The 20402-nt window shown below is 56.1% G+C and carries 23 protein-coding genes; 22 read left to right on the top strand and 1 reads right to left on the bottom strand.

The features are described from left to right. Positions 1–23: 23 nt before the first annotated feature. The 10 genes from hemW (at position 24) to deoC (ending at position 10543) form a co-directional block, all read left to right on the top strand. Positions 24–1163 carry a radical SAM family heme chaperone HemW gene (gene hemW / locus ACTVIM_RS12065; protein WP_445612734.1) on the top strand — a complete coding sequence of 380 codons (1140 nt, stop codon included), beginning with the start codon at positions 24–26 and terminating at the stop codon, positions 1161–1163. An 83-nt stretch (positions 1164–1246) separates the two neighbouring features. Next, on the top strand, positions 1247–2281 hold the full coding sequence (gene hrcA / locus ACTVIM_RS12060) for a heat-inducible transcriptional repressor HrcA (RefSeq protein WP_144975523.1): 1035 nt from the start codon (positions 1247–1249) through the stop codon (positions 2279–2281). A gap of 186 nt (positions 2282–2467) precedes the next feature. Continuing rightward, positions 2468–3121, top strand: coding sequence for a nucleotide exchange factor GrpE (grpE, locus tag ACTVIM_RS12055; protein WP_445612733.1), 654 nt, complete (start codon positions 2468–2470; stop codon positions 3119–3121). 23 nt (positions 3122–3144) lie between these two features. Beyond that, complete coding sequence (gene dnaK, locus ACTVIM_RS12050) at positions 3145–4950, top strand: molecular chaperone DnaK (RefSeq protein ID WP_445612732.1); 1806 nt, start codon at positions 3145–3147, stop codon at positions 4948–4950. Positions 4951–5082: 132 nt separating this feature from the next. Continuing rightward, positions 5083–6225 (top strand): molecular chaperone DnaJ, encoded by a 1143-nt coding sequence (gene dnaJ, locus ACTVIM_RS12045; RefSeq protein WP_445612731.1) that lies wholly within the window; start codon positions 5083–5085, stop codon positions 6223–6225. Between the two features lie 5 nt (positions 6226–6230). Then, positions 6231–7169 carry a 50S ribosomal protein L11 methyltransferase gene (prmA, locus tag ACTVIM_RS12040; protein WP_445612730.1) on the top strand — a complete coding sequence of 313 codons (939 nt, stop codon included), beginning with the start codon at positions 6231–6233 and terminating at the stop codon, positions 7167–7169. An 81-nt stretch (positions 7170–7250) separates the two neighbouring features. Then, positions 7251–8003, top strand: coding sequence for a 16S rRNA (uracil(1498)-N(3))-methyltransferase (locus tag ACTVIM_RS12035; RefSeq protein ID WP_445612729.1), 753 nt, complete (start codon positions 7251–7253; stop codon positions 8001–8003). Positions 8004–8078: 75 nt separating this feature from the next. Beyond that, positions 8079–9428: a tRNA (N(6)-L-threonylcarbamoyladenosine(37)-C(2))-methylthiotransferase MtaB gene (gene mtaB / locus ACTVIM_RS12030; RefSeq protein ID WP_445612728.1), complete on the top strand. Its 1350-nt coding sequence runs from the start codon at positions 8079–8081 to the stop codon at positions 9426–9428. A 125-nt stretch (positions 9429–9553) separates the two neighbouring features. Then, complete coding sequence (locus ACTVIM_RS12025) at positions 9554–9790, top strand: hypothetical protein (RefSeq protein WP_445612727.1); 237 nt, start codon at positions 9554–9556, stop codon at positions 9788–9790. Positions 9791–9871: 81 nt separating this feature from the next. Continuing rightward, positions 9872–10543, top strand: a complete 672-nt coding sequence (gene deoC / locus ACTVIM_RS12020; protein WP_445612726.1) for a deoxyribose-phosphate aldolase — start codon at positions 9872–9874, stop codon at positions 10541–10543. Positions 10544–10606: 63 nt separating this feature from the next. Here the strand turns inward: deoC and ACTVIM_RS12015 are convergent, their stop codons facing one another. Beyond that, the gene (locus ACTVIM_RS12015; protein ID WP_445612725.1) at positions 10607–11542 is read right to left on the bottom strand and encodes a Na/Pi symporter; all 936 of its coding nucleotides are present in this window, start codon (positions 11540–11542) and stop codon (positions 10607–10609) included. Positions 11543–11710: 168 nt separating this feature from the next. Between ACTVIM_RS12015 and rpsU the strand changes: the two genes are divergently transcribed. The 12 genes from rpsU (at position 11711) to recO (ending at position 20383) form a co-directional block, all read left to right on the top strand. Then, complete coding sequence (gene rpsU, locus ACTVIM_RS12010) at positions 11711–11884, top strand: 30S ribosomal protein S21 (protein ID WP_008879912.1); 174 nt, start codon at positions 11711–11713, stop codon at positions 11882–11884. 29 nt (positions 11885–11913) lie between these two features. After that, positions 11914–12360 (top strand): GatB/YqeY domain-containing protein, encoded by a 447-nt coding sequence (locus tag ACTVIM_RS12005; RefSeq protein ID WP_033018926.1) that lies wholly within the window; start codon positions 11914–11916, stop codon positions 12358–12360. Between the two features lie 104 nt (positions 12361–12464). After that, complete coding sequence (gene yqfC, locus ACTVIM_RS12000) at positions 12465–12749, top strand: sporulation protein YqfC (RefSeq protein WP_033018927.1); 285 nt, start codon at positions 12465–12467, stop codon at positions 12747–12749. A gap of 15 nt (positions 12750–12764) precedes the next feature. After that, positions 12765–13952: a sporulation protein YqfD gene (gene yqfD / locus ACTVIM_RS11995; RefSeq protein ID WP_445612724.1), complete on the top strand. Its 1188-nt coding sequence runs from the start codon at positions 12765–12767 to the stop codon at positions 13950–13952. 2 nt (positions 13953–13954) lie between these two features. Further along, positions 13955–14917, top strand: coding sequence for a PhoH family protein (locus tag ACTVIM_RS11990; RefSeq protein ID WP_144975501.1), 963 nt, complete (start codon positions 13955–13957; stop codon positions 14915–14917). A 51-nt stretch (positions 14918–14968) separates the two neighbouring features. Next, positions 14969–17071 (top strand): HD family phosphohydrolase, encoded by a 2103-nt coding sequence (locus ACTVIM_RS11985; RefSeq protein WP_445612723.1) that lies wholly within the window; start codon positions 14969–14971, stop codon positions 17069–17071. Beyond that, positions 17068–17538: an rRNA maturation RNase YbeY gene (gene ybeY, locus ACTVIM_RS11980; protein WP_445612722.1), complete on the top strand. Its 471-nt coding sequence runs from the start codon at positions 17068–17070 to the stop codon at positions 17536–17538. Before ACTVIM_RS11985 ends, ybeY begins: the two co-directional genes overlap by 4 nt. 2 nt (positions 17539–17540) lie before the next feature. After that, a complete protein-coding gene (locus ACTVIM_RS11975) occupies positions 17541–17894 on the top strand; it encodes a diacylglycerol kinase family protein (protein ID WP_445612721.1) in 354 nt (117 codons plus the stop codon). Between the two features lie 125 nt (positions 17895–18019). After that, complete coding sequence (locus ACTVIM_RS11970) at positions 18020–18418, top strand: cytidine deaminase (protein ID WP_445612720.1); 399 nt, start codon at positions 18020–18022, stop codon at positions 18416–18418. Beyond that, complete coding sequence (gene era / locus ACTVIM_RS11965) at positions 18411–19319, top strand: GTPase Era (RefSeq protein ID WP_033018938.1); 909 nt, start codon at positions 18411–18413, stop codon at positions 19317–19319. Before ACTVIM_RS11970 ends, era begins: the two co-directional genes overlap by 8 nt. Before the next feature lie 100 nt (positions 19320–19419). Further along, positions 19420–19563 carry a YqzL family protein gene (locus ACTVIM_RS11960; RefSeq protein WP_081897238.1) on the top strand — a complete coding sequence of 48 codons (144 nt, stop codon included), beginning with the start codon at positions 19420–19422 and terminating at the stop codon, positions 19561–19563. A 31-nt stretch (positions 19564–19594) separates the two neighbouring features. Further along, positions 19595–20383: a DNA repair protein RecO gene (recO, locus tag ACTVIM_RS11955; RefSeq protein ID WP_445612719.1), complete on the top strand. Its 789-nt coding sequence runs from the start codon at positions 19595–19597 to the stop codon at positions 20381–20383. Positions 20384–20402: the final 19 nt, after the last annotated feature.

Raw genomic sequence — 20402 nt, 5'->3', positions numbered from 1 at the left:
GCTGTTGGAAAGGAGGAGCACGATTGGCCATTTCCGCCTATTTTCACATCCCTTTTTGTGCCCATATTTGTCATTATTGCGACTTTAACAAAGTGTTCGCCGCCGGCCAACCGATCGACGATTACTTGCGGGCGATGGACAAGGAAATGGCGTGGACGGCCGCTGAGTTTGGCCGCCGGCTCCAAACGCTGTTTATCGGCGGCGGCACGCCGACGGTGCTTGAACCGGCGCAGCTCGGCCGCCTGTTTGAAAGCATTCACCGCCATTTTCAGTTTGACCGATCAACAGCCGAGTTCACCGTCGAAGCGAATCCGGACGGATTGACGAGCGAAAAGCTCGCCATTTTGCGCGCTGCCGGCGTCAATCGCCTCAGCATCGGAGTGCAGACGTTTGATCCCCGGCTGCTTCATGCCATCGGCCGGACGCATCGGCGTGAAGATGTCGTTCGGGCGGTGGAGATGGCACGAGAAGCTGGGTTTGTCAATATCAGCGTCGATTTGATGTACGGATTGCCGGGACAAACGTTGGCGCTGTTTTTGGCCGACCTCGAGGCAGCGCTGTCGCTCGAAGTGGCTCATCTGTCCGTCTATTCTTTGATGGTTGAACCGAAAACGATGTTTTACAACGAATGGCGGAAGGGGCGCCTTCGCCTTCCCGGCGAAGAAGCGGAAGCGGAAATGTACGAAGCGGCCATGGATCGCCTTCCGGCCGGCGGCTACCGGCAATACGAAATCAGCAACTATGCTTTGCCGGGGCGGGAAAGCCGGCACAACTTGACCTACTGGAACAACGAGGAGTACTACGGCATCGGCGCCGGGGCGCACAGCTATATCGACGGTGTGCGGCGTGAGAACATCGGCCCGGTTCGGCATTACATCGCCGCCATCGAGCGCGGCGAATGGCCGCATCGCGCCGTGCGCCGCCTCACCGTCCGCGAACAGATGGAAGAGGAACTTTTTTTAGGGCTGCGCAAGACGGAAGGGGTATCCAAGGCCCGTTTCCGGCAAAAGTTTGGTTGCGAGATGGACGATGTGTTTGGTGCCGCGATTCGCCGCGAGCTCGCATGCGGACGTCTTGAGGAGACGAACGGTCACCTCCGCCTGACCAAGCGCGGCCGCTTGCTCGGCAATGAGGTGTTCGCCGCGTTCCTCGGCGAGATGTAAACATTGACATTTGCCCGCTGATTTGCTACCCTAATAGTAGATTTAGCACTCAAATTGTTTGAGTGCTAACAGAGGTGAGACACTTGTTAACGGACCGCCAACTGTTGATTTTGCAGGTGATTATCGACGATTTCATTCGTTCAGGGCAGCCTGTCGGTTCGCGGACGTTATCGAAAAAGCATCAGATTGCGTTCAGCTCAGCGACGATCCGCAATGAGATGGCGGATTTGGAAGAGCTTGGTTACATCGAAAAAACGCACGTTTCGTCCGGCCGCGTGCCGTCGGAAAAAGGATACCGATACTATGTCGACCATCTGCTGCCGCCGCAGCGGCTGACGCGGGCGGACTTGCAAAAAATCCGCTCCGTGTTCGCTGAGCGCATCTGCGAGCTGGAGAAATTGATGCAAAAGTCGGCACAGATTTTGTCCGATTTGACGAATTATACATCGATCGCTCTTGGCCCGGCGTTTAAGGAAAGCAAGCTGAAGCGGATGCAAATTGTCCCGCTCAATGAACAGACGGCGGTGGCCATCATCGTGACGGACACCGGCCATGTCGAAAATCGGGTCGTGACGATTCCGTCATCCATGGATGCGGGCGATCTCGAAAAAATGATCAACATTTTCAACGAGCGCTTAAACGGCGTCCCGCTCGTCGATTTGAAAGAGAAAATGGAGACGGAAGTGGCCGACGTCCTGCGCCGGCACATCCGCAACTACGACAGCGTGCTGAACACGCTCGTTGAGACGATCGATGTTCCCGAAGACGAAAAAGTGTTTTTCGCCGGCAAGGCGAACATGCTCAACCAGCCGGAGTTCAGCGACATTCAAAAAGTGCGCCCACTTCTGAACATCATTGAGCAAGAAAAAGACATTTACCGTCTGCTCCGCAAGCAAAACCAAAAAGGGGTGCGGGTGTCGATCGGACACGAAAACGAGCTGCGTGGCATGGAAAACTGCAGCTTGATTACGGCGACGTACTCGGTCGGCGATGAGCCGCTTGGAGCGATTGCGATTTTAGGGCCGACGCGCATGGAATATTCGCGCGTCATCACGGTCTTAAACCGCGTCGCCTCCGATTTGTCGGCCGCGCTGACGAAATGGTATCAAAGCCAATAAGAATGGCCATATTGGATAACGGATGGATCGCGCATCCATCCTTTCCTTGTGGCCATTGATACATAAACAAGGAAGGGCCCGGGGGGCGGCAAACGGTTGATCAAGACGCAAGGATCGACCATCGAGAGACGGATTCGCTTTTGCCTAACATCCGGCAAAGGGGCCTGGGCAGGGAGGTGAAAATCGATGGAACAAGGAGAAAAACAAGCCATGGAACAAGCTACATACGCTGAACCGGAGCGGGAGCGAGCGGGCGAGGAAGAATCCGCCGCGCCGCTTGGCGGAGAATCGAACGCTGCTTTGCATGAGGAAGAAAGCGAACAAGCCGATCGGGAGGAAGCGGCGGAACCGATGAAAACGGCGCCAACTGCCGAAGAGCTGGCAGCGGCCAAGGCGCAGATCGCTGAATTGGAAGCGAAACTGGCCGAGATGGAAAACCGGTATCTCCGCCTGTACGCCGATTTCGAAAACTTCCGCCGTCGGACGCGCCAAGAGATGGAAGCGGCGGAAAAATACCGCGCGCAAAGTTTGGCCAATGATTTGCTTCCGGTTCTCGACAACTTTGAACGCGCCTTGAAAATTGAGGCGGACAGCGAACAGGCGAAGTCGATTTTGCAAGGAATGGAAATGGTGTACCGGTCGCTTGTCGATGCCTTGAAGAAAGAAGGGGTCGAGGCGATCGAGGCGGTCGGCAAGCCGTTCGATCCCCATTGGCATCAAGCGGTCATGCAAGCGGAAGCCGAGGGGTATGAGCCGAACACGGTCGTGGAAGAGCTGCAAAAAGGCTACCGGCTGAAAGACCGCGTGCTGCGCCCCGCCATGGTCAAAGTGAGTCAGTAAACGGAAACGGAGGGTGATAGGCGATGAGCAAAATTATCGGTATCGACTTAGGAACGACGAACTCTTGCGTCGCCGTGTTGGAAGGCGGCGAAGCGAAAGTCATTCCGAACCCGGAAGGAAACCGCACGACCCCATCGGTCGTGGCGTTTAAAAACGGTGAGCGCTTAGTCGGCGAAGTCGCCAAACGGCAAGCGATCACGAACCCGAACACGATCATCTCGATCAAGCGCCATATGGGCACCGATTACAAAGTCGAGATTGAAGGAAAGCAATATACACCGCAAGAAATTTCGGCGATCATTTTGCAATACTTGAAATCGTACGCCGAAGACTATTTAGGTGAGCCGGTGACGCGCGCCGTCATCACCGTGCCGGCCTATTTCAACGATGCCCAACGCCAAGCGACGAAAGACGCTGGCCGCATCGCCGGCTTGCAAGTCGAACGCATCATCAACGAGCCGACGGCGGCGGCGCTCGCTTACGGTTTAGATAAAGAAGAAGACCAAACGATTCTCGTCTACGACTTGGGCGGCGGGACGTTTGACGTCTCGATTCTGGAGCTTGGCGACGGCGTGTTTGAAGTGAAGGCGACCGCCGGCGACAACCATTTGGGCGGCGACGATTTTGACCAAGTGATCATCGATTATTTGGTCAATCAGTTCAAGCAAGAGCACGGCATCGATTTGTCCAAAGACAAAATGGCGCTCCAGCGCTTAAAAGATGCGGCGGAAAAAGCGAAAAAAGAGCTGTCCGGCGTGACGCAGACGCAAATTTCGCTGCCGTTTATCAGCGCGAACGAAAACGGCCCGCTCCATCTTGAGACGACGCTCACCCGCGCCAAGTTTGAAGAATTGTCGGCCCACCTCGTCGAGCGGACGATGGGACCGGTCCGCCAAGCGTTGCAAGACGCCGGCTTGACGCCAGCCGACATCGACAAAGTCATTTTGGTCGGCGGTTCGACGCGCATTCCGGCCGTGCAAGAAGCGATCAAGCGCGAACTCGGCAAAGAGCCGCACAAAGGCGTCAACCCGGATGAAGTCGTGGCGATCGGCGCGGCGATCCAGGGCGGCGTCATCGCCGGCGAGGTCAAAGATGTCGTCCTGCTTGATGTCACCCCGCTGTCGCTCGGCATTGAAACGATGGGCGGCGTGTTTACGAAGTTGATCGAGCGGAATACGACGATTCCGACGAGCAAATCGCAAGTGTTTACAACCGCGGCTGACAACCAGACGACCGTTGACATTCACGTCTTGCAAGGCGAGCGCCCGATGGCGGCCGACAACAAAACGCTGGGCCGCTTCCAGCTGACCGGCATCCCGCCGGCGCCGCGCGGCGTGCCGCAAATTGAAGTCACGTTCGATATCGACGCCAACGGCATCGTTCACGTGCGCGCCAAAGATTTAGGAACGAACAAAGAGCAATCGATTACGATCAAATCGTCGTCCGGTTTGTCGGAAGAGGAAATTCAGCGCATGATTAAAGAAGCGGAAGAAAACGCCGAAGCCGACCGGAAGCGGAAAGAAGCGGCCGAGCTGCGCAACGAGGCCGACCAGCTCCTTTTCATGACTGACAAAACGTTAAAAGAAGTCGAAGGAAAAGTGAGCGCCGATGACATCAAGAAAGCCGAAGTGGCGAAGGAAGCGTTGAAGGCGGCGCTCGAGAAAAACGATCTCGATGACATTCGCAAGAAAAAAGAAGCGCTGCAAGAAGCGGTGCAGCAGCTGTCGATCAAGCTGTATGAGCAGGCGGCGAAACAGGCGCAAACGGGCGCGGCCAACCAAGACAACGTCGTGGATGCGGAGTTTAAAGAAGTCAATGACGATAAATAAGGGAAAAAGAAAAAGTCAAAGTCAGGCCTGCCTTGGCTTTGACTTTTTTTCTAGCATTCACATATTGCCATAAAGCAAAGGGAAATGATAAAATGACCTTTATGTGAATGAATCGGGAGTGGATGATCAACGATGGCGAAGCGCGACTATTACGAGATTCTCGGCGTCAGCAAAAACGCGACGAAAGACGAGATCAAAAAAGCGTACCGGAAGCTTTCGAAACAGTATCATCCAGACATTAACAAAGCGCCGGACGCCGCCGAGAAGTTCAAGGAGATCAAAGAGGCGTACGAAGTGCTGAGCGATGATGAAAAGCGGGCCCGCTACGACCAATTCGGGCATGTCGATCCGAACGAAACGTTTGGCGGCGGATTCCAAGGCGGCTTTGATTTCGGCGGTTTTAGCGGCTTTGGCGGCTTTGAAGATATTTTTGAGACGTTTTTCGGCGCCGGTCCGCGCCGGCGGGCAAGCGGGCCGCGCAAAGGAGCCGACGTCGAATATATGATGACGCTCACGTTTGAGGAAGCGGCGTTCGGAAAAGAAACGGAAATCGAAGTTCCCCGAGAAGAGGAGTGCGACACGTGCCGCGGCAGCGGGGCAAAACCGGGCACAAGCCCGCAATCGTGCCCGCACTGCCACGGCAGCGGGCAAGTGACAAGCGAACAAGCAACGCCGTTTGGCCGCATCGTCAACCGCCGGACGTGCCCGGTCTGCGCCGGCACAGGCCGCTACATTCCGGAAAAATGCCCAACGTGCGGGGGCACGGGGCGCGTGAAACGGCGGAAAAAAATTCACGTCAAAATTCCGGCCGGTGTCGACGACGGACAGCAGCTGCGCGTCGCCGGTCAAGGGGAGCCGGGGATCAACGGCGGGCCGCCGGGGGATTTGTACATCGTCTTCCACGTCGAACCGCATGAGTTTTTTAAGCGCGACGGCGACGATATTTATTGCGAGGTGCCGCTGTCGTTCGCCCAAGCAGCGCTTGGCGATGAAATGGAAGTGCCGACGCTTCATGGCCCCGTTAAGCTGAAAATCCCAGCCGGCACGCAAACGGGCACGCGCTTCCGCCTGAAGGGAAAAGGGGTGCCGAACGTGCGCGGCTACGGCCAAGGCGACCAGCACGTCATCGTCCGCGTTGTGACGCCGACGCGGTTGACGGAAAAGCAAAAACAGCTGTTGCGCGAGTTTGACCGGCTCGGTGGAGAGACGATGCATGACGGGCCGCACGCCCGTTTTTTTGAAAAAGTCAAAAAGGCGTTCAAAGGAGAAGCGTAAGCGCGATGAAATGGTCAGAAATCAGCATCCATACGACGCACGAAGCGGTCGAAGCGATTTCGAACATTTTGCATGAAGCCGGCGCCGGCGGCGTGGTCATTGAGGACTCGTACGACCTCGTCAAAGACCGCGACGATTGGTACGGAGAGATCGTCGAGCTCAATCCCGACGATTATCCGGAAGAAGGGGTCATCATTAAGGCATATTTGCCGGTCAACAGCTTTCTTGGCGAAACGGTGGAACAAATCAAGCAGGCCATTAACAATTTATGGCTATACGATATTGACCTTGGCAAAAATAAAATTACGTTGAGCGAAGTGAATGAGGAAGAATGGGCGACGGCGTGGAAAAAGCATTACCACCCGGTCAAAGTATCGGAAAAGTTTACGGTCGTGCCAACGTGGGAGACGTATGAACCGGCTTCCGACGACGAGCTGATCATCGAAATGGACCCGGGTATGGCGTTTGGCACCGGCACCCATCCGACGACGGTCATGTGCCTGCAGGCGCTTGAAAAATACGTGCGCCCTGGCGACGAGGTCATTGATGTTGGCACCGGCTCCGGCATTTTAAGCATCGCCGCGGCGATGCTCGGCGCCCGTTCGGTGCGGGCGCTCGATTTGGATCCGGTGGCGGTCGACAGCGCGCGGCTGAACGTAAAGCTCAATAAGGTGCAGCATATCGTAACGGTCTCACAAAACAATTTGCTCGACCATATCGAGCAACCGGCTGACGTGATCGTCGCCAACATTTTAGCGGAAATTATTTTGCGCTTTGCCGGCGACGCCTATCGGCTGTTGAAGCCGGGCGGCCGCTTGATCGTCTCGGGCATCATTCAGGCGAAAAAACAAGAGGTCCAAAACGAATTGCTCGCTTTAGGATTTGCGATCGCCGATACGAAGGTGACGGAAGATTGGGTGGCGTTGGTCGCCGCGAAACCGTAAGCAAACAGGAGGCGGCCTTCGACGAAACCGTTTTGTTGCGATCGTTGTTTCACGAAACCGTAAGCAAAGAAGGGATGTCGGTTGCAGCGCTATTTCGTTTCCGAACAGGCACGGCGCGGGGAAATCGTCGCGATCAGCGGCGATGACGCCCATCATATCGCCCGCGTCATGCGCATGAAACCGGGCGCGGCGATTGCCTGCGTGTTCCCGGACGGGCGCACGGCGGTTTGCCAAATTGAACAAATTGCCAATGAGCAAGTGCAAGCCCGTATTGTACAATGGAAAGAGGAGCGGCGTGAACTGCCGGTGCGCATTTATATCGCGCAAGGGCTGTCGAAAGGGGACAAATGGGAGCTTGTCATCCAAAAAGGGACGGAGCTCGGGGCGGCCGGTTTTTTGCCGTTTGCTGCCGCTCGTTCGCTCGTCAAATGGGAGGACAAAAAAGCGGAGAAAAAGGTGGAGCGGTGGAAAAAAATCGCCAAAGAGGCGGCTGAACAGGCCGAGCGAACCGTGGTGCCGGACGTGCGGGCGCCGCTTTCGTTGGCCGAGCTCGTTGCGTTTGGCGAAACGGTTGACGTTCGGCTGTTCGCTTATGAGGAGGAAGCGCGCCGAGGGCGGCACGCTTCGCTCCCGGCCCTTTTGACCGACCTGGCGCCCGGCGGCTCGCTTTTGGCCGTCTTTGGGCCGGAGGGAGGATTCAGCGCGGAAGAAGCGGAACGACTCGAACAGCACGGCTTTTTGCCATGCAGCCTTGGACCGCGCATTTTGCGGACGGAGACGGCGCCGCTTTATTTGCTTGCCGCCGCTTCCTATGAGTGGGAGCTGCGAAGGTAGCCCGCGGATAAGCGATCCGCGGACGACGGAAATCCCCCCTGCGACCGAGCGGGGGAATAGAGTGAGGTGAATGCGATGCCAACAGTGGCTTTTCATACATTGGGCTGCAAAGTCAATCACTATGAAACGGAAGCGATCTGGCAGCTGTTTAAACAGGCCGGCTACGAACGGAAAGAGTTTGAAAGCCGCGCCGATGTTTATGTGATCAACACGTGCACGGTGACGAACACCGGCGACAAAAAAAGCCGTCAAGTCATCCGCCGCGCGGTGCGCCGCAATCCGGACGCCGTCGTTTGCGTGACCGGCTGCTACGCGCAAACATCGCCGGCTGAGGTGATGGCCATCCCTGGCGTCGATATCGTGATCGGGACGCAAGACCGCCATAAAATGTTAGAGTACATTGAGCAGTTTCAGCGCGAACGGCAGCCGATCAATGCCGTCCATAATATCATGAAAACGCGCGTCTTTGAGGAGATGGATGTGCCGGAATTCACCGACCGGACGCGGGCGTCGCTGAAAATCCAAGAAGGGTGCAACAACTTTTGCACGTTTTGCATCATTCCATGGGCGCGCGGCTTAATGCGCTCGCGCGACCCGCAGGAGATCATCCGTCAGGCGCGCCAGCTCGTCGCCGCCGGCTACAAAGAAATCGTGCTGACCGGCATTCACACCGGCGGTTATGGCACCGATCTGAAAGACTATAATTTTGCCGCGCTGTTGCGCGATTTGGACGAGCAAGTGCCGGGGCTGAAGCGGCTCCGCATTTCATCCATCGAGGCGAGCCAGCTGACCGATGAAGTCATCGAAGTTTTGCGGCGGTCGGACAAAATCGTCCGCCACTTGCACATCCCGCTCCAATCGGGGTCGAATACGGTGCTGAAGCGGATGCGCCGCAAATATACGGTGGAATTTTACGCCGAGCGGCTCGCCCGGCTGCGCGACGTGTTTCCGGAACTGGCGGTGACCTCAGATGTCATCGTCGGCTTCCCTGGTGAAACGGAAGAGGAATTTATGGAGACGTACAACTTTATTCGCGAGCAGCGGTTTTCCGAGCTTCACGTTTTCCCGTATTCGAAGCGGACCGGCACGCCGGCGGCGCGCATGCCGAATCAAATTGATGAAGAGACGAAGCACGACCGCGTCCGCCGCTTGATCGCCCTTTCCGACCAGCTGGCGAAAGAATACGCCTCGCAGTTTGAAGGGCAAGTGCTTGAAGTCATCCCGGAAGAGCGCGACAAAGAAGAGCCGCACTTGTACGTCGGCTACACCGATAATTACTTGAAAGTCCGTTTTCCAGCGTCCGACGAGCTGATTGGCGAACTGGTGAAAGTGAAGATCACCAAAGCCGGCTACCCGTATAACGAAGGCCAGTTTGTCCGCGTTGTGCCGGATGAGGCCGTTCGATCGGTGAAATTAAGTTCCTAATCCCAATGGCCGATTTAGGCTAAGCGCGCCCGTCTCATACTTCCCAGCCTTTAGGCTGGGTTTTTGTTTTCTACGAAAATGGCGAACTGACGCGGGATTTTCATGTCTGGGTGGAGGGCAAACCATTGCCCATGGATCTTTTCCGTGAAAATGGCGAACTGACGCGGGATTTTCATCCCCGGGTGGAGGGCGGATCGCCGTCCATGGATCTTTCCGTAAAAATCCCGTGCCCGCAGGCGGTGATGGTCATCTCTGAGCGGAGGGCGGACCGCTGCCCATGGATCTTTTTCCGTCCATTTCTCTCGAGCAGGCTAACAAGCTCGCCGGAAGATGAAATGGGAGACGATACGGATGGCGGCTAGTTTTTATGGCAACGACATGGTATGATGGTAGACGTCAGACCTTTCATTTTTTGCAGTAGCAGGAGAAAGGAGCGATGTTCCATGACAGAGAATATGGCCAAAATGATCGATCATACGCTGCTCAAGCCAGAGGCGACGAAAGAACAAATCATTCAACTATGCCGCGAAGCGAAACAATACGGCTTCGCCTCCGTCTGTGTCAACCCGGCGTGGGTGAAAGCGGCGGCGCGCGAGCTTTCCGGCACCGATGTCCGCGTTTGCACCGTCATCGGTTTTCCGCTGGGGGCGACAACGCCGGAAACAAAAGCGTTTGAAACGAATAACGCCATCGAAAACGGCGCCGGCGAGGTGGATATGGTGATCAACATCGGCGCGTTAAAAAGCGGCGATGATGAGCTTGTTGAGCGCGACATTCGCGCTGTCGTCGAGGCGGCGGCCGGAAAAGCGCTGGTGAAAGTGATTATCGAAACGGCTTTGCTGACCGATGAAGAAAAAGTGCGCGCCTGCCAATTGGCGGTGAAGGCGGGGGCCGATTACGTGAAAACGTCGACCGGATTCTCCGGCGGCGGCGCGACGGTCGAGGACGTGGCGCTCATGCGGCGGACGGTCGGTGACAAAGCGGGCGTCAAAGCGTCAGGCGGCGTGCGCGATCGGGAAACGGCCGAAGCGATGATCGCAGCCGGGGCGACGCGCATCGGGACGAGCTCCGGGGTGGCGATTGTCCGCGGGCAAACGGGCGGCGCCGGCTACTAAGCTCGACGGCCGCCTGGCGCTTCGTTCGAAGGAAACATCGCCGCCGTCCACCGATGTCGGCCACTAAGCTCGGCGGCTGCCGTGCAAATGGATCATGGCCCGCTCAATGGCGCCGACAAACGGCAACGCGGCGACGGAACAAATGACGTTAAACACGACGCTGACATGGGCGAGCTGCACGTCCGGGGCCGGGCTGAGCAAAGCGGCGAAGCGGGCGAGCGGCGCGGTGAAAAAGGCAAACACGGCGACGCCGGCGACGTTCAGCCACAGATGGGTGTAGGCGGTCAGCCGCGCCTCCTTGCCGGCCCCGATCGACGCCAGCAGGCCGGTGATACACGTCCCGATGTTCGCGCCAAGCAAAATGGCAATAGCAGCTGGCAGCGTCAACAATTGTTCGTTTACAAACCCCATGGCGATGCCGATCGTCGCTGCGCTGGAATGGACGAGCGCGGTCAAAGCGATGCCGACAAGCAAACCGGCGGCCGTCGAGCGGTTCGTCTCCTGAAGCCAGACGTTGACAAACGGATAGGCGGCCAGCGGCTTCGCCAAGCTTGAAAAACCGTCCATGGCAAACAGCAAGACGGCTAGACCGGCGACCGCCATGCCGATGCCGTAAAGGAACCGACGGCGGCCGAGAAAAACGAGCAGCGCGCCCCCCAAAAGAAGCGGAATGGCGCCCTCGCCGAGATCGAGCGTCATCAGCTCCGTCGTGAGCGTCGAACCGATGTTGCTGCCTAAGATGATGCCGATGGACTGCCGGAACGATAAGTAGCCGGTGGCGACCAGGCCGACGGTCATCACCATCACGGCCGAACTGCTTTGCACAAGCGCGGTTGTCGCCAAGCCGGTGAGAAACGATTGCCAAGGTTTGGCCGTAAAGCGCATCAGCCATTCGTTCATCCGGTCGCCGGACAACGTGTAAAGCCCCGCCCGCATCATCAACATGCCGAGAAGAAAAATAGCGGTGTAAACGGCCAACAGCACAAAGAGTGAACCCATCGGCGCTCTCTCCCTTCATCCTATATGTATGGGCCTTGTCCGTCGGCAATGACCGCTTTTTCGGAAGACGAGCGCCGCGTGCTTTTTGTATTGACCTTTTCGATCGGCATGTATTATAATTGACAAGTACAATATGCAATGGTTGGTGTTCGGAGGGAGGGAAGCAGGATGTCCAAAACGATCGTGCGCAAAAACGAGTCGATCGATGACGCTCTTCGTCGCTTTAAGCGTGCCGTTTCGAAAACAGGCACTTTGCAAGAAGTGAGAAAGCGTGAATTTTACGAAAAGCCAAGCGTCAGACGGAAGAAAAAATCTGAAGCGGCGAGAAAGCGCAAGCACTAAGAGCACGCATTAAAGAGGGTGTATAGTCGGTGAGTCTTCTCGATCGTTTGAATAACGATATGAAGCAGGCGATGAAAAGCAAGGAGAAAGAAAAGCTGTCCGTTCTCCGCATGCTGAAGGCGGCGCTGCAAAACGAAGCGATCAAGCTCGGCAAAAGCGCGCTGTCCGAGGACGAAGAGCTGACGGTTCTTTCCCGTGAACTGAAACAGCGTAAAGACTCCCTCCACGAATTTGAAAACGCTGGCCGTTCAGATCTAGTCGAAAAGGCAAAAACCGAAATTGAAATCGTTCAGTCGTATATGCCGAAGCCGCTGACGGAAGAGGAGCTCCGCGAACTGATCGCAGAGACGATCAAAGAAGTCGGCGCTTCTTCGAAAGCGGATATGGGAAAAGTGATGAGCGCGATCATGCCGAAGGTGAAAGGGAAAGCGGATGGTTCGCTCGTCAATCAACTCGTGCGACAACAGTTGTCATAATGGGCGATGGGCCTTGCCGGACAGGCGGGCCCATCGTTTTTGAAAAGCGGTGCTAGAACCCCCTTTTGTCTCATACATATGAGATGAAAGGGGGTTCTTTTTTGATGGTGAAAAGGTGGCGCCAGCAGGTGAAGCGGTGGATGGCGGAAACGCTCGAGCTTCCCGCCGACATTATGATGGATTTGCCTCGCATTACGATGATTGGCCAAATCCATATTTACATTGAAAACCACCGCGGGCTGCTCGCCTTCAGCGATAAAGAGCTCCGCTTGTTGCTGCGAAACGGCCAGCTTATTGTCCGCGGCGAACAATTTGTCATTAAAACGATATTGCCGGAGGAAATTTTGTTGGAAGGAAAAATTAACCAAGTAACGTACATCGATAAATAGCGAGGAGGAACGGGGATGAAGAACGAATGGGTCGACACGCTTGCCGGCAGCGTGCGGGTCAAAGTGAGAGGAAAAGGGATCGAACGATTGATCAACGCCTGCGTCCGCCAAGGGATGGCTGTTTGGAACGTGAAAAAGCATAGCGCGGATACCGTGACGTTCTTCATTAGGCTCAGCGATGTAAAACAGCTGCGCCATATCGCCCGGAAAAGCGGATGCAAGCTCTCGTTTGTCGGCCGAACCGGCTTGCCGTTTTTTTGGCGCCGGGTTTGGCGAAACAGCGGGTTTTGGCTTGGCCTGCTCGTTTTTCTAGCGGGGGTGTTTTTGCTGTCGAACGTCGTGTGGAACATCGACATCGAGGGGGCAACGCCGGAGACCGAGCATCACATCGTCCGCGAGCTGAAGCGGATGGGAGTGGAGCGCGGCGCATTCCAATTTTTGCTCGACGACCCGGAAACGCTACAAAAAAAGTTGACGGAACGAATTCGCGACATTACGTGGGTCGGGGTGGAATGGAAAGGGACATCGCTTCATTTTCAAGTGGTGGAAAAGGAAATTCCCGAACCGAAACAACCGCTTCCGCCGCGCCATTTGGTCGCCAAAAAAGAGGCGGTGGTGGCGGACTTATTCGTTGAAGAAGGACAACCGCTCGTTTCCGTCAACGATTACGTGCAAAAAGGGCAGCTGCTCGTCTCGGGCATCATCGGCGCCGAAGGGCGAACGAAATTTGTGCCGGCGTCAGGGAAAGTGTTTGGCGAAACATGGTACAAGTCTACCGTTGTCCTGCCGCTGGAGACGACGTTTCACGTGTTGACGGGAAAAGCGATGGCGCGCCATTATATCGGGATCGGCCGACTGTCCATCCCGGTCTGGGGTTGGGAGAAGCCGCCGTTTTCCCATATGGTTGTTGAAAGAGAAAAGCGGCCGTTTCGCTTTTGGAAATGGGACTTGCCTTTTTATTATGAACGTGTCACCATCCGCGAGGCGGAAGCGGTGAAGCGGAGCTACACGTGGGAAGAAGCGTTCGCGGAAGCAAGGCGCATCGCCCGCCGCGAACTGCGAGCCAAACTGCCCGAGGAGGCGGCCATCCGCGGCGAAAAAGTTTTGCATCAGGAGAAAGAGAATGGTAAAGTAAGGGTAGAATTGCATTATGAAGTCATTGAAAACATTGCTGTACCACAACCCATTGTTCAAGGAGATTGAGAATGTCAGAGCAGTTCGTTACGATCAGCCAACACGTGCGAAATCAACAGGAAGCGGCTGCGCTCTTTGGCGTCCATGATGCCCACTTGAAACGGATGGAAGAAGAGCTTGGCGTCTCCATTGTGACGCGCGGGGAAACGGTCAACGTTTCCGGCCCGCCCCAGCAAGTCCAGCTTGTCGATGAGCTTTTGCGCCATTTGCTCATCGTCATTCGCAAAGGGGTGGCGGTCGGGGAGCGCGATGTGATGTATGCGATCCAGCTGGCGAAAAAGGGGGCGCTTGACGGCCTCGTTCAGCTGTATGACCAAGAGATCGTGAAAAACGCCAAAGGAAAGCCGATCCGCGTCAAAACATTGGGGCAGCGCTATTATGTGGCTGCGATCGAACAGCACGATTTGACGTTTGGCATCGGTCCGGCTGGCACCGGGAAAACGTATTTGGCGGTCGTTATGGCCGTTAAGGCGCTGAAAGCCGGAAGCGTCAAGCGCATCATCCTCACCCGCCCAGCGGTCGAGGCGGGAGAAAGCCTTGGCTTTTTGCCCGGCGATTTGAAAGAGAAAGTCGATCCGTATTTGCGGCCGCTCTATGATGCGTTGCATGATGTGCTCGGCGCCGAGCAGACGCAGCGGCTCATTGAGCGAGGGACGATCGAAATCGCCCCGCTCGCCTACATGCGCGGGAGAACGTTGGACGATGCCTTCGTCATTCTAGATGAGGCGCAAAACACTACGCCGGCGCAAATGAAAATGTTTCTGACCCGGCTTGGCTTCGGATCGAAAATGGTGATTACAGGCGATATTTCCCAAGTCGACTTGCCGCGAGGAGTCGAATCAGGTCTCTCCGTCGCCAAGCGCCTTTTGGCTTCGATCAGCGGCATCGCCTTCGTATTTTTGGAACAGTCGGATGTCGTCCGCCATCCGCTCGTTGCCAAAATCATTGACGCTTATGGCGAGGCCGGCTTATAAAAAAATGCGCAACGGGCGGCCGCGCCTTTTTGAAAAGCGAGGGGAAAACCGGTGGGAAGGCTTCGTTTTTTTCTTGAGCGGACAAAAACGGTCCGTTTCGTCCGCTTCTGTCTGTTTTTGTTTTTGGCCGTTCTGTTGTTTGCTGTTTTGTACTGGCAAGTCAAGCCGCGCCAATATGAACTGCGCCTGTTTGACGTCGCCAAGGAAACGATTCGCTCCCCGGTGACGGTGGAAGATAAAGAGGCGACCGCCCAGCTGAAGGAAGAGGCGGCGGCGAAAGTAGCGGATGTTTACACGTTGAAAAAAGAATACGCCGAAAACCGGGTCGACCTTCTTTCCTCGCTGTTTGCGGCGATTGAGAGCGTGCAAAAGGAGGCCGAATCGGACCGCGCGGCGAGCGGGATGGCGGCCAAACTCGAGGAGCGGTTGCCGCCGGAATGGTTCGCCTATTTGTCGGCAGAGGAATGGCAGCGCCTGCTCAGCGCCGCGCCTTCAGAGCTGAAGACGGCGAAGGAAGCGGCGCTCACCGCCGTCCATACAGCCATGAGCGAACGCATTTCGCAAAACGATTTGGAGGCCGCCCGCGAACAGGCGGCCAACGAGATTGAATACGCCGCTCTGCCGCCGGCGCTTCGCGAACCGGTTGCCAAGCTTTGCCGGCGAGCGGTGATCCCGAACGTCGTCTACGATCGGACGGCGACCGAGGAGAAACGGCGTCAGGCGATGGATGAAGTGAAGCCGGTGAAAATTTTGCAAGGACAAGTGATCGTGGAAGAAGGGCAATTCATTACAAGCGATATTTATCGGCGGCTTGAGCTCGTCGGCTTGCTTGAAAGCGACCGTCCATCCTTTACGGCCGCCGGGTTGGGAATGTTTGTGCTCCTCTTGCTCGCCCCGCTCATGTACTATTTTCGCCACGAGCCGACGAATGAGAAGCTGTCGCTTTATACCGCCGTTTTGACGGGGATGATGGCAGCGATGGTTTTGATTCGTCTGTTGCCTTCCGGAAGCGCCGTCCCGGTCGGCTATTTGGTGCCGGCGGCGTTCGGCCCGATGTTGGTGCGCCTTTTGCTTGGCGAGCGGCTTTCGGTCATGACGGCCATCATCGGGGCGGTGTGCGGGAGTTTGCTGTTCAACGAAGAAATGGGAGCTGCCGGAACGATGTCCGTATCGTTGGCCGTGTATTTGCTCGCCGGCGGTTTGGCCGGAACGTTTGGCCTGCCGAAGGAGCTGGCGAAGGCGAACATTTGGCGGACCGGAGTGCTGGTCGCTTTCGTTCAAACGGTTTCGCTTTTATCGCTCCTGCTTTTGAAAAACGGCCGTTATTCGCTGACGGAAATCGGTTTGATGGCGCTGATGGCCGCGGCCTCAAGCGTGTTTTCCGTCATTTTGACGATCGGCCTTCTGCCGGTGCTGGAGGCGGCGTTCGGCATTTTGTCGCCGCTGCGGCTCATCGAGCTGTCGAACCCGAACCATCCGCTTTTGCGCAAATTGCTTACCGAAGCGCCGGGGACGTATCACCATAGCATCATGGTCGCCAATCTGGCCGAAGCGGCGTGCGAGGCGATCGGCGCCAACGGCCTGCTGGCGCGCGTCGCCTGCTACTACCATGACATCGGCAAGACGAAGCGGCCTCGGTATTTTATCGAAAATCAAATGGGCGGCAATCCGCATGATCATTTGTCGCCGCAGCTGAGCAAAAATATTATTATCGCCCACGTCGCCGACGGCGTCGCCTTGCTCCGCAGGCACCGACTGCCAAAGGAAATCATCGACATCGCCGAACAGCATCACGGCACAACGCTGCTGAAATACTTTTACCATAAGGCGTGCGAGCAGAGCGAATGGGTTTCGGAAGCAGAGTTTCGTTATCCCGGACCGAAGCCGCAGACGAAAGAGGCGGCGGTCATCAACATCGCCGACAGCGTCGAAGCCGCGGTCCGTTCGCTCGCCAACCCATCGCCGGAAAAAATCGAGAAGGTGGTGCGCTCGATCATTGCTGACCGTCTGCAAGACAATCAGCTGAACGAATGCGACATCACCCTCAAAGAGTTGGAGCTTGTCGCCCGTTCGCTTTGCGAGACGCTAAACGGTGTGTTCCACTCGCGCATTGAATATCCGGAAGTACAGAAAGAAAAGGTGAAACATGCATGACGATTCACATTGATTTTATTGACGAAACGAATGAAATGACCCGCGAGCAGCTTGAGACGATCGAACGGCTGCTCGTGGAGGCCGCCGCCGTGGAAAACGTGCCGGACGGGGCCGAAGTGTGCGTTTCATTCGTCGACAACGAGCGCATTCGCGTCATGAACCGCGATTACCGGGGAAAAGATGCGCCAACCGACGTGCTCTCGTTCGCCTTGGAAGAGGAAGGGGAAGGGGAGATTGGCATCACCGGCGCTGATTTGCCGCTGGCGCTTGGCGACATCGTCATTTCAGTGCCGAGGGCAAAGGAGCAGGCGGCCGAATACGGCCATTCGCTCATGCGTGAGCTCGGATTTTTGGCTGTCCACGGCTTTTTGCATCTGCTTGGCTATGATCATGAAACAGAAGAAGAGGAGCGCGTCATGTTTGCCAAGCAAGAAGAGATATTGACGCGGCTTGGATTGACGAGATAGCCATGCGCTTGCGGCGGGAGCGGGATCGTTTCGCGTGGGCGTGGGCGGGAATGAAGGCGGCGGTCAAAGAGGAGGCCCATCTGCGCTTCCACTTAGCGGCCGCCGTTGCCGCCTGTATTGCCGGTTGGGCCGTCGGATTGTCGCGCTGGGAATGGGTCGTGCTCGTGTTGGCGGCGGGCGCGGTCATCACGTTGGAGCTGGTCAATACGGCCATTGAACGCGTTGTTGATTTGGCGACGGACAAGTTCCATCCGCTCGCCAAAGCAGCGAAAGACATCGCGGCGGCCGCGGTGCTAGTCGCGTCCGGGTTCGCCGTCGTCATCGCGGTGCTCTTGTTTTGGCCGCATCTTCGTTGAGCGAAGGAAAGAGAAAATTCTAATTTTTCTGTTACATTTTGATTTCAAATGATGAAATTCAAACGTGTTTTTTGTAAAATAAAAGAAAGCAGCGTGGATTGCCCGCAGGAAAGGAAGAGTCACCCGTGAACATCGAATCGCTTATTGCTGAAGCGAAACAAGCGCGCGAACTCGCTTATGTCCCTTACTCCAAATTCAAAGTCGGCGCCGCGCTCTTGACCAAAAGCGGCGCCGTCTACCGCGGCTGCAATATTGAAAATGCCGCTTACAGCTTGTGCAACTGCGCCGAGCGAACGGCGCTGTTCAAAGCGTATTCGGAAGGGGAACGGGAATTTGTGGCGTTGGCGGTCATTGCCGACGCGCCCCGCCCAGTGCCGCCGTGCGGCGCCTGCCGCCAAGTGATCGCCGAACTTTGCCCGAGTGGGATGAACGTCATTTTAGCGAACCTAAAAGGCGATGTAAAAATTGTAACGGTCAGCGAATTGCTGCCGGAAGCTTTTGCAGCGGAGGATATGCATGAATAAAGAAGGATACAAATCAGGATTCGTCGCGATCATCGGAAGACCAAACGTAGGCAAATCGACGTTTTTAAACCGCGTCATCGGGCAAAAAATCGCCATTATGAGCGATAAGCCGCAGACGACGCGCAACAAAATCCAAGGCATTTACACGGATGATGACGCGCAAATCATCTTTATCGACACTCCCGGGGTGCACAAGCCGAAGCATAAACTCGGCGATTTTATGATGAAAGTGGCGCTCAACGCGCTGCGCGAGGTCGATGTCATCCTGTTCATGGTCAACGCCGAGGAAGGGTTTGGCCGCGGGGAGGCGTTCATTATCGAGCGCCTAAAGGAAGTCGACACCCCGGTGTTTTTAGTCATCAACAAAATCGACCGCGTCCATCCGGATGAATTGCTGCCGCTCATTGAGCAGTACCGCGGGTTGTACCCGTTTGCAGAAATTGTGCCGATTTCCGCGCTCGAAGGAAACAATGTCGAACGCTTGATTGAACAGATTAAACAGCGGCTGCCGGAAGGTCCGCAATATTATCCGCCCGATCAAATTACCGACCACCCCGAGCAGTTTATCATCGCTGAGCTCATTCGCGAGAAAGCGCTTCATTTGACGCGCGAGGAGGTTCCGCATTCGATCGCCGTCGTCATCGAACGGATCGAGCGGCGCGAGGAGACGGGCGTGGTCTACATTGGCGCCGTCATCATTGTGGAGCGCGATTCGCAAAAGGGCATTATCATCGGCAAACAAGGCCGCATGCTGAAAGAAATCGGGCAGCGGGCGCGCGCCGACATTGAAGCGCTGCTTGGGTCGAGAGTGTTTTTGGAGCTGTGGGTGAAAGTGCAGAAAGACTGGCGCAACCGGCTGGCGCAGCTGCGTGACTTTGGATTTCGCGAAGAGGAGTATTGACGCTAGAAAAATTTACGCGACATAAACCGTTTTGGCCCGAGCCACCCTATAAACACAAGGCCAATACGCCATGCCTGCAGGCGGAAAGAGGTGTCATTCCATGCTTGAGTTTACGTGGAAGCTGTTTAGCCAAACAGGCAATATCGATACGTACCTTTTGTTTAAAGAACTAGAGCGGGAGCAAAAGCTGTACGGCGAAGAACAACATGCCGAACAGGAAGAAATCGATCAGCCGATCTCATAGCATCGTCATGGATGGAAGCGGTGGTGATGAGATGTACGAAACGTGCGAAGCGATCGTCATGCGGACGGTCGACTACGGGGAAACGAACAAAATTGTGACCTTGTTTACGCGAGAATGGGGAAAGGTGGCTGCCATGGCAAGGGGCGCAAAAAAGCCAAGCAGCCGCCTTTCTGCTGTTACGCAGCCGCTCTGTTACGGGCGCTACGTCGTGCGCCGCGGCCGCGGGGTCGGCGTTCTTCAGCAAGGGGAGCTGATCGATTCGATGCGGATGTTGCGCGAGGATTTGTTTGCCGCGGCATATGCCGCCTACCTTGTCGAGCTCACCGATAAAGGGACGGAAGAGCAAAAGAGCAACCCGCACTTGTTTGCCTTGCTGCTGCAGACGTTGCGCTATATGAGCGAAGGGCGCGATGCCGAGATTTTAACCTTCATTTATGAGATGAAGATGCTCTCCGTGCTTGGCGTGCCGCCGCTGCTCGACCGCTGCGCCCGCTGCGGGGCGACCGTCGGGCGCTTTTCCTTCTCGATCAAGGAGGCGGGCTTTCTTTGCCATCGCTGTGAAGCGGCGGATCCGCACCGGTTGCCGCTGTCTCCCGCTTCAGTCCGGCTGCTGCGCCTCTTTTCCCGCTTTGACCTCAGCCGACTGGGCGCCGTTTCCGTTAAAGCGAGCACAAGAGCGGAGCTGAAAGCGGTCTTGTCTGCCTATTACGAGGAGTATACGGGCCTCACGCTCAAAACGAAGCGTTTTTTGGCGCAGATCGACGAGCTGCGGGACAAGCTTGGTCCGAGCGGCGGGCAGGGGGAGCCATTTTCCTTGTAAACGGTTCGTGTAGTATAAT

Source organism: Geobacillus sp. YF-1, assembly GCF_052692335.1.
The sequence above is the reverse complement of the archived record's forward strand: the minus strand, read 5'-3'. Positions and strand labels throughout refer to the sequence as shown.